This window comes from Mesorhizobium sp. B2-5-7 (assembly GCF_006440875.1).
GTDB classification, from domain to species: domain Bacteria; phylum Pseudomonadota; class Alphaproteobacteria; order Rhizobiales; family Rhizobiaceae; genus Mesorhizobium; species Mesorhizobium australicum.
This window is the reverse complement of sequence record NZ_VFUO01000006.1, coordinates 198,473-212,468: the sequence shown is the minus strand read 5'-3', so window position 1 is coordinate 212,468 and position 13,996 is coordinate 198,473. Positions and strand designations below refer to the sequence as shown.

Genomic DNA, 13,996 nt, shown 5'->3' with positions numbered 1-13,996 from the left:
CCGGACGGAAAACCGCTGCACACTTTTCCTGGAATTGCTTTGACGGAGATGGCGATGACGCTCGACCCAGATGCGCTGCGTGCCCTGGAAATCGGCCGTGCCGCCCGCGGCGAACCCTTCGAGAATGGCAGCGTCGCGGCGGCGCGGGCCGCGTACAACGCTTCGTTCCCGACGCTGCAGGGCGAGCACGAACAGGTCGCGGCAACCGAGCAGCAGCAGATCGACGGGCCGAACGGTCCGGTGACGATCCGCATCCATCGCGGTATCGGCGCGCCGCGGACCGGGGCGCGTGCCGTGCTCTATCTGCATGGTGGCGGCTGGGTGATCGGCAATCTCGCCTCGCATGACGATATCTGCCGCTGGCTGGCCAATCTCGGCAACGCCGTCGTCGTCTGTCCCGATTACCGGCTGGCGCCGGAGCACAAGTTTCCCGCCGGGCTCGAGGATTGCGCGGCAGCGCTGCGCTTCATGGCCGCTGGAGAACTCGGCATCGACCCGACCCGTATTGCCGTCGCTGGCGACAGTGCCGGCGGCAACCTTGCCGCCGTGCTGGCATTGCTCGCCCGCGACAGGCTGGCGCCGCCGCTCGCCGCCCAGACCCTGATCTACCCCAACACCGATGCCCGCCAGACGGCGGACAGCTACCGGCGTTTCGGCGACGGCTTCGGACTCACCGCCGCCACCATGGCCTGGTTCCGCGACCACTATGTGCGAACGCCCGATGATATCGCGGACTGGCGCGTATCGCCGCTGCTGGCCTCCAGCCTCGCCGGCGCACCGTCGGCCTTCGTCGTGATCGCCGGCCACGACATCCTTGCCGACGAAGGCACGGCCTATGCCGAGCGCCTGCGCGCCGACGGAGTGCCGCTGGCGTTGCGACACTGGCCGGGTCAGATCCACGGCTTCGTCTCGATGGGCCGCCACATCCTGGCCGCGCGGCAAACGGTAAGCGAGGCGGCGGCCTGGCTCCGCCTACAGACGCCGGAGCCGATCACTCAGGCCGACTGACGCATCACCAGGGTGGCGCCAAGCTTGACGTTGCGCGCCAGATCATGGCCGGACGGATCGGCCTCGTCCAGCAACGCCAGCAGGATCTCGACGCTGCGGCCGGCCATGGCGGCGAAGTCCTGTGCCATGGTGGTCAGCGCGGGACAGGTGTAGCGGCTCAACGGATGATCATCGTGGGCGGCGACGCGAAAATCGCAATCGGCGCGGCGGCCGATCTTCAGCCCGCGCGAAAAGGCGGCCGCCATCACACCGAAGGCGAGACGGTCATTGGCGCAGAGCAGCGTGCGGGCCGGCAGGCCGCCTTTCTCCAGCGTCCTGTCCATCCATTCGTGGCCGATGCGCTCGAAGTCCCAGCTATAGTCGCCCGCCGCCTTGAGAACGGTGGGCTCCAGGCCCGCGGCCTGCATCGCGTCGATATAGCTCTGCAGGCGTTCGCCCGAATTGTGGTTGACGTGCGGGATGTCGACATAGACAGGCGGTTCGCCGGACCGGCAGAGATAATCGACGATGGTCGAGGTGCTCTGGTGGTTGTCATTCCCGACGAATGGCGTGTCGCCTTCGATATAGGTGTCGAAATAGACGATCGGGATGTCCTCGCTCATCCGTTCGAAGACGCCGGGTTCGGAGACCAAGCCCAAGGGCGCGACGATGGCGCCCGCGACCTTCAGCGACATCAGCGTCCTGACCGATTCCGCCTCCAGTTTCGGCGAACCGTGCGAGGAGATGACGATCGGCCAAAACCCTTCGTCGCGACAGCGCCGTTCGATGCGGCTGACCATCTCGGCGTAGAACGGATCGGTGATCGCCGGTACGACGATGCCGACATTGCGGGTGCGCTTGCGGTTGAGGTTGCGGGCAAAAACATTCGGCTGATAGTCGGACGAACTAAGCGCCGCCTCGATGCGCGCCCGGGTCGCCGGCTTCACGCTGGCCGGATCGTCGAAATACTTCGACAGGGTCGGCCGCGAAACGCCGGACGCCCTGGCGAAATCATCCATCGTCCGGTGGGTCTTTTCCGCCATCTATATTTCAGGCCCCTTATCCTCGATGCCAGCCTTAACGCTCTGGCCAGAATCAGTCTTGCGATCGTCGCGGTGAGGCAGCATTGCTTGAGCGGACTTATTCAGTCAAATTTCCATATTTCCAGTACAACGCAAAAGCATTGCGCACGTCAAATTATTTATTGACGCTCCGAAAACGACAACTTAGGTTTTGAACATGCACGGATAAAGGAATTTCTGGCCAAGCGGAGGCCGTCCGTCCGGCAGATGGTGAGGACATGAAGAAACTGGTTTGTGCCGGCGAGATCCTGGTCGAGATCATGGCCGAGCGGATCGGCCAGAGTTTTCGCGCCCCCGGCCCGCTGGTCGGTCCGTTTCCCTCAGGCGCTCCCGCCATCTTCGTCGATCAGGCGGCGCGGCTCGGCCAGCCGGCGGGGCTGATCGCGGCAGTGGGCGACGACGATTTCGGCCATTTGAACATCGAGCGCCTGCGTGCCGACGGCGCCGACATCTCGGCCATTACCGTCCATCACGGTGCCGCGACCGGAACCGCCTTCGTCACCTATGAGAGCGATGGCAGCCGGCACTTCGTCTACAACATCAAGCAGAGTGCCGCCGGCCTGATCGAGATGGGCGCGGAAGCGCGCGCGCTGCTGGCCGGCGCCGACCATTTTCACGTCATGGGGACATCGCTGTTCTCGCCCGAGGTGATCGAAATTGCCCGCAACGGGATCGAAGCCGTCAAGATGCGCGGCGGCACGGTCTCTTTCGACCCCAACATCCGCAAGGAGATGCTCGATCTACCGGGCATGCGCGACGCCTTGCTCTTCGTGTTGTCAAAGACCGACGTGTTCCTGCCGAGCGGGCCGGAACTCTTCACCTTCGCCGAGGCAAACGACGAGGAAAGCGCGGTACGCGAAATGCTGGACCGCGGCATCTCCACTATCGTCGTCAAGAAGGGCGCGCAGGGCGCCGTCCACTACGCCCAGTCGGGGCGCACAGCCTCACCCGGCTTCGTCGTCGAGGAAATCGATCCGACCGGCGCCGGAGACTGCTTTACCGCGGCCTTTGTCTCCTTCTGGCTGCGTGGAGAGGCACCGGAAAGGGCGCTGCGAATAGCCAATGGCTGCGGCGCGCTGGCGGTGACGAAGAAGGGACCAATGGAAGGCATCGCCTCGCTCGCCACCGTTGAGGCGTTCATCGAGACCGCCCGGACCGGAGCACCGGCATGAGCCAGGCGACCGATCGACTGGCTGGCATCGCCACGCGCCGTGCGGCCGGCGAACGCTGTGGCATCACCTCGATCTGCTCGGCCCATCCGCTGGTCGTCGAAGCGGCGCTGCGCCACGGCAAGGCGCGCGGCGCCGATGTGCTGATCGAGGCCACCTGCAACCAGGTCAACCACGAGGGCGGCTATACCGGCATGACACCGCGCGATTTCCGCCGCTTCGTCGAGACGATCGCCGGAAAGGCCGGCTTTCCCCTGGACAGGCTGGTGCTCGGCGGCGACCATCTGGGCCCCAATCCTTGGAAGCACCTGCCGGCGCCCGAGGCGATGGAAAAAGCCGCACGCATGGTGGATGCCTATGCCGAGGCCGGCTTCACAAAGATCCACCTGGACGCCAGCATGGGCTGCGCCGGCGAAGGCGCGGCACCGCCCGACGCCACCATCGCCGCGCGCGCCGCCGAACTGGCCGAGGTGGCGGAGGCCGCGGTTGAACGAACAGGCGGCACCAGGCCTGTCTATGTCATCGGCACGGAAGTGCCGGTGCCGGGCGGCGCACAGCAGGCCATGGACCATCTGGCGGTGACGACACCGGAGGCTGCGGGTGAGACGGTTCGCATCCACCACGATGCCTTTAGCCGGCGCGGCCTCGACCAGGCTTTCTCGCGGGCGATCGGCGTCGTCGTGCAGCCGGGCGTCGAATTCGGCAATGCCGAGGTCATCACCTACCGGCCGGAACGCGCCCGGGCGCTTGCCGGCACGCTGCGAGACCTGCCGCAATTCGTCTTCGAGGCCCACTCGACCGACTACCAGCCCGCTGCGGCGTTGAGCGCGCTGGTCGACGACGGTTTTGCCATACTAAAGGTCGGGCCCTGGCTGACCTTCGCGCTGCGCGAAGCCCTCTATGGTCTGAGCCATATCGCCGACATTCTGGTTCCCGACCCATCGCGGGAAAGCCTGCCGGCGGCCATGGAGCGCGTCATGCTGGCGGCGCCCGGCAATTGGAAGAATTACTATCACGGCTCCGAGGCCGAGCAGCGGATCGAGCGGCATTTTTCCTACAGCGACCGTATCCGCTACTACTGGCCTGCGCCGGCGGCGCGGCAGTCCGTGAACGCGCTGATGCAGGCGCTGGGCGAGCGCGACATCCCCTCACCCCTGATCAGCCAGTATCTCGGCCGCCTCGACAGCGCGGTAGCGAGCGGATCCGTCGCGCCAAAGGCCAGGGAACTCCTCATCGCAGGCGTGACGGACGTTCTCGACATCTATGCCAGCGCAACCGGCTGATCCCGACTTTCATGGCTGTGGCACCAGGGCCCACGTGGTGCGGCGTAACGCCAGATCGCGATGCGCGTCAGCGGCGGCGTCAAGGGCTCCGGCTATGGTTGCTCCGGCGGCAAGGCCTCGGTCGGCGAATTCACCGATTTGCGCTGGGTGACGGCCGAGGACCGGGCCAGCACTATCCGTTCTGACCTGGCCTCGCGTCGAGCAAGCCGCGGCGAAGATCAAACAGCCAGCGACGGTATGAAGCGGACGCTTGCGGATTGTTTCTGGCCAGGGGCCAGCACAATGCAGCCGGTGTCGATGTCCTTGTCGCCCCTCCGGTTGAAAGCATCGGTAATGTTGCTGACCAGCTCGGCGCAAAAGAACGGTTCGCCCGGCGGCGTGTAGAGGGCGAGGAAGTCGAGCGGCGCCTCTGCCTCGATGTCCAGCTGCCGTCCGTGTTCGGGCCAGGTAATCCGGGCGCGGCGCGCCCATCCGGTGAAGACCGTGTCGAAGTCCACTTCCGATACGTCAAAGCCGATCGACGGGTCGGCCCCCACGGGCGGCGGGACATGCCGGATGGGCAGCACCTCCGCATCGGTTTCCCACATGCCTGATACCCGTGCCTGGACATGCGTCCACGGTGTCGATGGGAAGTAAGGATGGAGACCGAGGCCAACCGGCATCGGCGCGTCCGACAGGTTGCCCATGGTAATGGTCATGCAAAGCCTGCCTTCGGCCAGCGAGATCACTTGCTCGGCTTCGTAGCTCCATGGCCAGGAATCGGCGGTATGGCGATAGCGCAGGACGATCATGCTCGCTTCATGGCTCACGACGGCCCACGGGTGACGCCAGCCATGGCCGTGCTCATGATGTGGATCGTCCGGGGCCGTCGGCAATTGAATGGGGCGCCCCGCGAATTCAAAGCGGCCATTCCTTATGCGGTTGGAATAGGGCACGAGCGGAAAGCAGGCCATGGCGCCGGCATCGCCACGGCCGATCGCCGCTGGGTGAGCCGCACGCAGCCAATCCACGGCCGAACCATCCCGCCACCATCGATACGACGCCAGCGCTCCACCAGCGGCGGGAGCAATTTCGACCGTCGCGATGCCGTCGCTGATCGAGACCAGTTCCGTGTACTGCGCGACGGCCACAGCGAAATTCTTTGTCATCGGCACTCCCCCAATCCCTTGACTCCAATCCCCACGCCTATAAGACATATCATATGAATAGTATGAAGAATAGAAAATCATTCAGCACAGCCCGCACGTCACGAGTCGCGGTCGCGGTTTCCAGCGGCTCCACCGCGCTGCACGCCACCGTCGTCGAGCAGATCGGGCTGCGCATCGTGCAAGGCGACTTCCTGCCCGGCGAGGCGCTGCCCAATGCCGACGATTCCAGCGAGATGCTGGGGGTCAGCCGCACAGTGCTGCGCGAGGCGATCAAGGTCCTGGCTGGCAAGGGGCTGGTCGAATCCAGGCCGAAGACCGGCACGCGGGTGCGTCCTCGCGCCGACTGGAATTTCCTCGACCCCGACGTCCTGTCCTGGCGCTATACCGGCGGTGTCAGTGCGGAGGATGTGCGGGCGCTGTTTGAACTGCGCCGCGCCATCGAGCCGATGTCGGCGGCTCTTGCCGCGCAGCGTGCGACGCCGGCTCAGATCGCCGAGATCCATGCAGCGCTGGCCGAAATGGAAGCACTGAGCGATGACGGAGACCGCTTCGCCAAGCCCGATCTGGTGTTCCACCAGACCATATTGCGCATGACCGGCAACGAGCTGATCGGCTCGCTGGCCGCACTGGTCGAGACCGCGTTGGTAATGAGCTTTCGCCTCTCCAACGACAATCCGGAAGGGCAGCGCCATTCCTTGCCGCTGCACCGGAAAGTCGCCGAGAAGATTGCCGACGGCGACGCCGCCGGCGCGCAAAAGGCATTGCTGGTGCTTATCGACAATGCCGAGGATGACGTGCGCCGCAGCGTCGAGAACCGCAACAAACGCCGCAACGAGCGGGGTCTGCAATCGTGACCGAGACCAAACGCAAATTGCGGTCGGAAGCCTGGTTCGGCGGTGAAGGCAAGAACGCTTTCATGCACCGCAGCTGGATGAAAAACCAGGGCATTCCCGCTGACGCCTTCGACGGCCGCCCGGTCATCGGCATCTGCAACACGTGGTCGGAACTGACCCCGTGCAATGCGCATCTGCGGGCGCTCGCCGATCACGTCAAGCGCGGCGTCTATGAGGCTGGCGGCCTGCCGTTCGAATTTCCCGTGATGTCGCTGGGCGAGAGCAACATGCGCCCCACCGCCATGCTGTTTCGCAACCTTGCCAGCATGGATGTCGAAGAATCCATCCGCGGCAATCCGATCGACGGCGTCATCCTGCTTGTCGGTTGCGACAAGACCACGCCGGCGCTCTTGATGGGGGCTGCCTCGTGCAACCTGCCAACCATCGCCGTCTCCGGTGGGCCGATGCTGAACGGCAAGTTCCGCGGACAGGATATCGGCTCGGGCACGCATGTCTGGAAATTCGCCGAGGAGGTCAAGGCCGGCCGCATGCCGGTCGCCGACTTCCTTGCCGCCGAGCAGGGCCAGAGCCGGTCGGCCGGCAGCTGCATGACGATGGGCACCGCCTCGACCATGGCCAGCATGGTGGAGGCGCTCGGCATCGGCATGCCCGACAACGCCGCGATCCCGGCGGTGGATTCGCGCCGAAGCGTGCTTGCCCAGTTGGCCGGACGGCAGATCGTCGATCTTGTCCACCGCGACGTGACGATTGCAAAGATCCTTACCAGGCAAGCCTTCGAGAATGCCATTCGCGTCAATGGCGCGATCGGCGGCTCGACCAATGCGGTGCTGCATCTGATCGCCATCGCCAACCGGGTTGGTGTCGATCTCGGCCTCGATGACTGGGACCGCCTTGGCCGCGGCGTGCCAACCATTGTCGACCTGATGCCGTCGGGCCGGTTCCTGATGGAAGATTTCTACTATGCCGGGGGGCTAGCTGCGGTCATGGCGTCGCTTGATGAAGTGGGGCTTCTTCATCGCGACGCCATGACCGTCAGCGCCAAGACCATCGGTGAACTGATCGACGGCGCGCCCAACTATAACCGTGAGGTCATACGGCCGCTGCGCGAGCCGCTGACCAAGGAGGGCGGCATCTCGATCCTGCGTGGCAATCTGGCGCCCAACGGAGCGGTCATCAAGCCGTCCGCGGCAACGCCCGAACTGATGCAGCATCGCGGCAAGGCGGTCGTTTTCGAGAACATCGAGCATTACCATGCCCGCATCGACGATCCGGAGCTGGATATCGACGCCTCCTCGGTGATGGTGCTGAAGAATTGCGGACCGCGCGGTTATCCCGGGATGGCCGAGGTCGGCAACATGCCGCTGCCAACCAAGCTGCTCAGAGAAGGCGTTTCCGACATGGTGCGCATTTCGGACGCGCGCATGAGCGGTACCGCCTACGGCACGGTGGTGCTGCATGTGGCGCCGGAGGCCGCGGCCGGTGGTGTGCTGGCCCTGGTGCGCGACGGCGATCTCATCGAGCTCGACGTCGCCGGCCGCCGTCTCGAGCTTTTGGTTTCGGACGAGGAACTGGCGATCCGCCGCCGTGACTGGAAGCCGCCGGAGCCGCCGCAGGGTGGCTACCAGAGCCTCTATGTCGAGCGCGTGCTGCAGGCCGACAAGGGCTGCGACTTCGACTTTCTCGTCGGTCGGCGCGATGCCGGCATTCCCCGGCATTCCCATTAGAGAGGGGCGCGATGACGGATCAGATCGGCAGCTACGCGACCTACCCCAGCCTGAAGGGCCGCAGCGTGTTCATAACCGGCGGCGGCGGCGGCATCGGTGAAAGCCTGGTGCGCCATTTCTGCGCGCAAGGCAGCCGCGTCGCCTTCGTGGATCTGGCCGAGGAGCCTTCACGGCGCCTGGTCGATGCGATCGCGGCCGAAGGGCATGCCGCGCCGCTATTCATTCCCTGCGACCTGCGCAATGTCGAGCAGCTGCAGGCGGCGACCGTCGAGGCGATGCGGCACAACGGCCCGATCCAGGTGCTGTGCAACAATGCCGGGAATGACGACCGCCACCAGACCAAGGACGTCACGGTGGCCTATTGGGACGACCGCATGGCGGTCAATCTGCGCCACCAGTTCTTCGCCGCCCAGGCGGTGCGCCCGCAAATGGGCTCGCTGGGCGGCGGCTCGATCATCAATTTCGGTTCCATTACCTGGATGGTCGGCGATCCCGACTGCCCTGCCTATGTCACCGCGAAAGCCGCTGTCTACGGCATGACGCGGGCGCTGGCCCGCGAACTCGGCCCCGAGCGCATCCGCGTCAACTGCATGGTGCCTGGCTGGGTGATGACAGAGCGCCAGATGCGGCTATGGCTGAACCCCGCCGGCGAACGCCAGATCGCGGAGCGGCAGTGCCTGCCCGACCGGCTGCAGCCATCCGACATTGCGCGCATGGCGCTGTTCCTCGCCGCCGACGACAGCCTGATGTGCACGAGCCAACAGTTCATCGTCGACGCGGGCTGGGTGTGACCCCGTACGGCCTCTAGGGAAGAAGGGCATTTCATGCGTCTTGTTCAGTACACAACGATCGATGGCGGCAGGCGGGTCGGCCGCGTTTCCGATGACGGCAATCGCCTGCATCCACTCGACAAGACAAGCACCGTGCTGGAGCTCGCCGAAGCGGCGATCGCCCAGGGTGCATCGATCGCGGCGCTGGTCGAGAAGCGGACGGGTGCGGCCACGATCGACTATAGCGAACTGCTGCGCGATGGCCGCGTGCTCGCTCCCGTCGACCATCCGGAACCGGCGCGCTTCCTGGTCACCGGCACCGGCCTCACCCACACCGGAAGTGCCGCCGCGCGCGACAAGATGCATGTGCTGACCCATGGCGAGGACGCCGAGGAATCGGATTCGCTGAAGATCTTCCGCATGGGCCTGGAAGGCGGCAAGCCCGGCGCCGGCAAGATCGGCATCCAGCCCGAGTGGTTCTTCAAGGGCGTCGGCACCTGTGTCGTGCCGCCTGGCGCCGATCTGCCGATGCCTGCCTTCGCGAAAGCCGGCGCCGAAGAAGCCGAGATCGTCGGCCTTTACCTCAATGGGCCGGATGGCCGCCCCTATCGCATCGGCTATGCGCTGGGCAACGAATATTCCGACCATGTGACGGAGGCCGAGAACTACCTCTATCTCGCCCACTCGAAACTCCGCTCCTGCTCGATCGGACCGGAGCTTCTGATCGGCGACCTGCCCGAAGAAGTGCGTGGCCATTCCCGCATTCTGCGCGACGGCACTGTTATCTGGGAACAGGAATTCCTGTCGGGCGAAGCGCACATGTCGCATTCGATCGCCAATCTCGAACACTTCCATTTCCGCTACCCGATGCACCGCAGGGCGGGCGACCTGCACGCCTATTTCTTCGGAGCGGCGGTGATGAGCTACGCCTCCGGCGTCAAGACGGCTTCCGGCGACGAGTATGAAATCCAGGCACAGACATTCGGCAAGCCGTTGCGCAACCGGATGGTGTCGGTGCCGGACGAGGGACTGGTCGCAGTCACCCAGCTGTGACGGCGATAGCCCCGGAAATTACGGTCCACCAGAACGACAATGGGAGATTAAAAATGGGACTGAAGAAAGCGTTTCTGAGACTAGCGACCATCGGGCTCGGCATCGGCCTGATGACGTCGGCGGCGCTGGCCGCGAACCTTCGCGTGCTGGCCTGGGACGGTTATGCCGACCCGGACTGGGTGAAGGACTTCACCGCCGCCACCGGCATCGGCGTCGATGTCGTCTTCATCGGCAGCGATGACGAAATCTGGGCCAAGATCAAGGGCAGCGAAGGGCAGGACTTCGACGTCTTCGCCGTCAACACCGCCCAGTTGCAGCGCTACATCAAGGCCGATCTGGTGTCGCCGATCGACATCACCAAGCTGCCGAACCAGAAGGACGTGCTGCCGCGCTTCCGCGATCTGTCTCAGGTCAGCGGCGACACCAAGGACGGCAAGGTCTACGGTATTCCGTTCTGCTTCGATTCCATCGGGCTGATCTACGACACCGACAAGGTCAAGCCGGCGCCGACCTCGATGTCCGTCCTGTGGGATCCGGCCTACAAGGGCAAGATCCTCGCTTACGACAATGGCGAGCACAATTTCTCGTTCACCGCGCTGACGCTCGGCTACAAGGATCCGTTCAACCTCGACGAAAAACAAATGGCGGCGGTCAAGGCCAAGCTGGTCGAGCTCAAGCGCAATGTGCTGAGCTTCTACACCACCGCCGACGAGGCGCAGCAGATCTACCAGAACAATGATGTTGCGCTGATCTGGGCCAATTATGGCCAGCAGCAGGTGAAGGCACTGCAGAAGATCGGCGCCCATGTCGCCTACGTCAATCCGAGCGAAGGCGCGCTTGCTTGGCTCGACAACTGGGTGATCTCCAAGGGCGTCCGCGACAATGCCGCGGCCGAGAAATGGATCGACTTCATGCTGACGAAGAAGGTCAGCGGCGCGCTTTCCGAGCGCACCGGATTCGGCAACACGGTGGTCGAGTCGAGCAGTGCGGGCGGCAACGACAAGCTGGTCTGGCTCAACAATGTCGAGGATCCGCTCAAGCGTTCGGACTTGTGGAACGAGGTCAAGGCGACGCCCTGATCCCTTCCGCGCCTGACTTCGAAGGACCCGGCGGTCCGGACGTTCCGGACCGCCGAAGCGTATGCGAGAATATCCCATGAGCCAGAACACCGACCTCTTGACGCTGCGGTCCGTCTCGAAATCCTACGGCACGGTTCCCGTGCTGCACGGCATCGACCTGTCGCTCCGGGACGGTGAGTTCCTCACCGTTCTTGGGCCGTCGGGTTCGGGCAAGACCACGGTCCTGCGGCTGATCGGCGGGCTGGAGCCGCTGACGTCCGGCGAGATCCGGCTGGACGGCCAGGACATCAGCCGCATGCCGATCAACAAGCGGCCGTTCAACACGGTGTTCCAGGACTATGCGCTGTTCCCCCATATGACCGTCTCCGGCAATGTCGGCTATGGGCTTTCGGTGCGCCATATCAAGCGCAAGGAGATCGCCAGCCGCGTGGCGCAAGCCCTCGATCTGGTGCAGCTCGGACGTTTCGCCGAGCGCTTTCCGGCACAGCTTTCCGGCGGCCAGCGCCAGCGTGTCGCGCTCGCCCGGGCGCTGATCTGCCAGCCGCGCCTGATCCTGCTCGACGAGCCGCTGGCGGCACTCGATCTCGAATTGCGCCGGCAGATGCAGGAGTTCCTGAAATCCATCCAGCGCGAGATCAAGACCACCTTCCTGTTCGTCACCCACGACCAGGAAGAAGCGATCGGCATGGCCGATCGGATCTGCGTCATGCAGGCCGGCCATATCCGCCAGCTCGGCACGCCGCATGAGCTCTACTACAAGCCGAATTGCGAATTCGTGGCGCGCTTCTTCGGCGAGAACAATCTGGTGGCTGGAAAACTCGGTCCGGTGCAAGGCGAGCAGCGACCGATCGAGACGGCACTCGGACGGCTGGTCTGCTCGATCAGCGACCAGCCGCATCTGAAGATTGCCCCGGATGGCGCCGCGGCTTTCGCGGCGTTCCGCCCCGAAGCCTTGCATCTCGCGGACGCCCGTGATGGCGCCAATCGCTTTTCCGGTGCCATTGTCGATCTCGCCTTTGCCGGCTCGTCGACGGTCGCCACGATCATGGCGGGTGCGGACGATGCCGCGCAGCGCCTGCGGCTGCGCATGCCGAGCCGGATCGACGGCAGCATCTTGAAATCCGGCGAGACGGTCTGGCTTTCGTTTGCGCCGCATGAAGGCCATCTGGTGCTGGCATGAGCGGAACCGGCTCGACACACGCCGCGCAACGGCGGCTGTCACGGCTGGTGACGGTGCTGGCATTCGCCTTGCCGGTTATCTTCGTCCTCGTGCCGCTGGCAATCTTCCTGGTCTACAGTTTCTTCAGCGTCGACCAGGGTACGATCGTCCATGCACCGACGCTCGGCAACTATGTCAGGTTTTTCACCGACCCGATCTTTCTGCCGGTGTTCTGGAACACAATCGTGCTGTGCGTATCGGTGGCCGTCATCTGTATCCTTCTCGCCTATCCCGCCGCCTATTTCCTGACGACGCTGAAGGGGCGGTGGCGCTACGCCCTGCTGATGCTGCTGCTGGTGCCGCTGCTGATGAGCTACGTCATCAAGATCTACGCGATCCGCAGCATCCTCGGCCTCAACGGCTTCCTCAACAAGGCGCTGGTGGCGCTCGGCATCCTGGATCAGCCGTCGACGCTTTTCGTCTTCAACATGAACGCCATCCTCTTGACGCTGAGCCTGCTTTTGATCCCGTTCGCCATCCTGCCGATCTTCCTGTCGCTGGAGCGGATTCCGCAGACCTTGCTGCGCGCCTCGGATGACCTGGGCGCCAGCAGCCTGCAGACATTCCTGCGCATCACCTTGCCGCTGAGCCTGCCCGGCGTCGCCTCGGCGGCGAGCTTCGTCTTCGTACTGGCGATCGGCGATTTCCTGACACCGCAGATGGTCGGCGGGATCAGCGGCTTCACCTTCGGCCGCATCCTCTACAGCCAGTTCGGCACGGCCTATAACTGGCCGTTCGGCGCCGCGCTGTCGGTGGCGCTTGCGATCGTGGTGATCGCCGCCATTCTCATTGGCGAACGGTTCGGGCGCAGCCGGGGGACGTCGGTATGAGCGCGCTGCCCCGGCCTTCCACCATCTTCCTGGCCGCGATTACGACGCTGGTCGCGGTACTGCTTTACAGCCCACTGTTCGTGCCGATCGTGTCGTCGTTCTTCACCATTTCGCATGGCAATGTCGACTGGTCGTCGCCGACCTTTTCGACCTATGTGGCGCTGGCTGAAAACCATGACATCCTGACCGCGTTGCGCACCACGCTGATCGTCGGCGTCTGTACCGTGATCCTGTCGGTGGTCAGCGGGACGCTGCTGGCGCTCTACTATCACGGCCGCCGCTCGGGACGTTCGGTTCTGCAGTTCATCATCTTCCTGCCATTCCTGATGCCGCCTATCATCAGCGGCCTGGCGCTGCTGATCTTCTTCCGTGAGATCGGCCTCGAACGCTCGCTGCTGACGGTTGTCATCGGCCACACCGTCTTCGTGCTGGCGATCGTCTACCGCACTGTGCTGATGCGGCTGCAGTCGATGAGCCGCACGCTGGTCGAAGCATCCTACGATCTCGGCGCCAGCGGTTGGCAGACCTTCTGGCGCATCATCCTGCCGAACCTGTCGAGCGCCATGGTCGGCGGCGCCATCCTGGCCTTCGCGCTGTCGTTCGACGAGACGATGATCACCATCCTGGTCACCGGCACGCAGAGCACGCTGCCGGTCCGGCTGTGGGCGATGATGCGGCTAGGCTTCTCGCCCGACATCAACGCGCTGGTGGCGCTGATCCTGATGTTCACCGTGCTGCTGTGCGTGCTCGCCGCCCGTTTTCTCATTCCCAGGCAAATGGCGACGGAACGTACCTGAG

General features: G+C 64.4%; 13 protein-coding genes. 11 read left to right on the top strand and 2 right to left on the bottom strand.

Going from position 1 to position 13,996, the window contains the following annotated elements:
• Positions 1-54: 54 nt before the first annotated feature.
• Positions 55-1,008 carry an alpha/beta hydrolase gene (locus FJ543_RS24990; RefSeq protein WP_140877964.1) on the top strand — a complete coding sequence of 318 codons (954 nt, stop codon included), beginning with the start codon at positions 55-57 and terminating at the stop codon, positions 1,006-1,008.
• Here the strand turns inward: FJ543_RS24990 and FJ543_RS24985 are convergent.
• Positions 996-2,030, bottom strand: a complete 1,035-nt coding sequence (locus FJ543_RS24985) for a LacI family DNA-binding transcriptional regulator (RefSeq protein ID WP_015319005.1) — start codon at positions 2,028-2,030, stop codon at positions 996-998. The two genes, FJ543_RS24990 and FJ543_RS24985, sit on opposite strands and share 13 nt — an antisense overlap.
• Before the next feature lie 257 nt (positions 2,031-2,287).
• On the opposite strand from FJ543_RS24985, the gene FJ543_RS24980 reads away from it, so the two are divergent.
• Positions 2,288-3,241: a sugar kinase gene (locus tag FJ543_RS24980; RefSeq protein ID WP_140877962.1), complete on the top strand. Its 954-nt coding sequence runs from the start codon at positions 2,288-2,290 to the stop codon at positions 3,239-3,241.
• Entirely contained in the window at positions 3,238-4,521 is a 1,284-nt protein-coding gene (locus FJ543_RS24975; RefSeq protein WP_140877960.1) for a D-tagatose-bisphosphate aldolase, class II, non-catalytic subunit, read from the top strand. The genes FJ543_RS24980 and FJ543_RS24975 overlap by 4 nt, the downstream gene beginning before the upstream one ends.
• Before the next feature lie 218 nt (positions 4,522-4,739).
• Here the strand turns inward: FJ543_RS24975 and FJ543_RS24970 are convergent, their stop codons facing one another.
• Positions 4,740-5,651: an aldose 1-epimerase gene (locus FJ543_RS24970; protein ID WP_246678880.1), complete on the bottom strand. Its 912-nt coding sequence runs from the start codon at positions 5,649-5,651 to the stop codon at positions 4,740-4,742.
• A 71-nt stretch (positions 5,652-5,722) separates the two neighbouring features.
• Between FJ543_RS24970 and FJ543_RS24965 the strand changes: the two genes are divergently transcribed.
• From FJ543_RS24965 to FJ543_RS24930, 8 genes are all read left to right on the top strand, one after another.
• Positions 5,723-6,523, top strand: a complete 801-nt coding sequence (locus FJ543_RS24965) for a FadR/GntR family transcriptional regulator (RefSeq protein ID WP_224622742.1) — start codon at positions 5,723-5,725, stop codon at positions 6,521-6,523.
• A complete protein-coding gene (locus FJ543_RS24960; protein ID WP_140617442.1) occupies positions 6,520-8,247 on the top strand; it encodes an IlvD/Edd family dehydratase in 1,728 nt (575 codons plus the stop codon). Before FJ543_RS24965 ends, FJ543_RS24960 begins: the two co-directional genes overlap by 4 nt.
• Positions 8,248-8,258: 11 nt before the next feature.
• On the top strand, positions 8,259-9,038 hold the full coding sequence (locus FJ543_RS24955; protein ID WP_140877958.1) for an SDR family oxidoreductase: 780 nt from the start codon (positions 8,259-8,261) through the stop codon (positions 9,036-9,038).
• 33 nt (positions 9,039-9,071) lie between these two features.
• A complete protein-coding gene (araD1, locus tag FJ543_RS24950; protein WP_140877956.1) occupies positions 9,072-10,070 on the top strand; it encodes an AraD1 family protein in 999 nt (332 codons plus the stop codon).
• A gap of 53 nt (positions 10,071-10,123) precedes the next feature.
• A complete protein-coding gene (locus tag FJ543_RS24945) occupies positions 10,124-11,149 on the top strand; it encodes an ABC transporter substrate-binding protein (RefSeq protein WP_023782299.1) in 1,026 nt (341 codons plus the stop codon).
• Between the two features lie 76 nt (positions 11,150-11,225).
• Complete coding sequence (locus tag FJ543_RS24940) at positions 11,226-12,329, top strand: ABC transporter ATP-binding protein (RefSeq protein WP_140877954.1); 1,104 nt, start codon at positions 11,226-11,228, stop codon at positions 12,327-12,329.
• A complete protein-coding gene (locus tag FJ543_RS24935) occupies positions 12,326-13,198 on the top strand; it encodes an ABC transporter permease (RefSeq protein ID WP_140715236.1) in 873 nt (290 codons plus the stop codon). The genes FJ543_RS24940 and FJ543_RS24935 overlap by 4 nt, the downstream gene beginning before the upstream one ends.
• Complete coding sequence (locus FJ543_RS24930; RefSeq protein ID WP_015319016.1) at positions 13,195-13,995, top strand: ABC transporter permease; 801 nt, start codon at positions 13,195-13,197, stop codon at positions 13,993-13,995. Before FJ543_RS24935 ends, FJ543_RS24930 begins: the two co-directional genes overlap by 4 nt.
• Position 13,996: the final 1 nt, after the last annotated feature.

What these genes read in the sequence shown, in the direction of transcription:
- FJ543_RS24990 (WP_140877964.1), top strand. Translation starts at nt 55, where the DNA reads ATGACGCTCGACCCAGATGCGCTGCGTGCCCTGGAAATCGGCCGTGCC.
- FJ543_RS24985 (WP_015319005.1), bottom strand. Translation starts at nt 2,030, where the DNA reads ATGGCGGAAAAGACCCACCGGACGATGGATGATTTCGCCAGGGCGTCC.
- FJ543_RS24980 (WP_140877962.1), top strand. Translation starts at nt 2,288, where the DNA reads ATGAAGAAACTGGTTTGTGCCGGCGAGATCCTGGTCGAGATCATGGCC.
- FJ543_RS24975 (WP_140877960.1), top strand. Translation starts at nt 3,238, where the DNA reads ATGAGCCAGGCGACCGATCGACTGGCTGGCATCGCCACGCGCCGTGCG.
- FJ543_RS24965 (WP_224622742.1), top strand. Translation starts at nt 5,723, where the DNA reads ATGAATAGTATGAAGAATAGAAAATCATTCAGCACAGCCCGCACGTCA.
- FJ543_RS24955 (WP_140877958.1), top strand. Translation starts at nt 8,259, where the DNA reads ATGACGGATCAGATCGGCAGCTACGCGACCTACCCCAGCCTGAAGGGC.
- araD1 (WP_140877956.1), top strand. Translation starts at nt 9,072, where the DNA reads ATGCGTCTTGTTCAGTACACAACGATCGATGGCGGCAGGCGGGTCGGC.
- FJ543_RS24945 (WP_023782299.1), top strand. Translation starts at nt 10,124, where the DNA reads ATGGGACTGAAGAAAGCGTTTCTGAGACTAGCGACCATCGGGCTCGGC.
- FJ543_RS24940 (WP_140877954.1), top strand. Translation starts at nt 11,226, where the DNA reads ATGAGCCAGAACACCGACCTCTTGACGCTGCGGTCCGTCTCGAAATCC.
- FJ543_RS24935 (WP_140715236.1), top strand. Translation starts at nt 12,326, where the DNA reads ATGAGCGGAACCGGCTCGACACACGCCGCGCAACGGCGGCTGTCACGG.
- FJ543_RS24930 (WP_015319016.1), top strand. Translation starts at nt 13,195, where the DNA reads ATGAGCGCGCTGCCCCGGCCTTCCACCATCTTCCTGGCCGCGATTACG.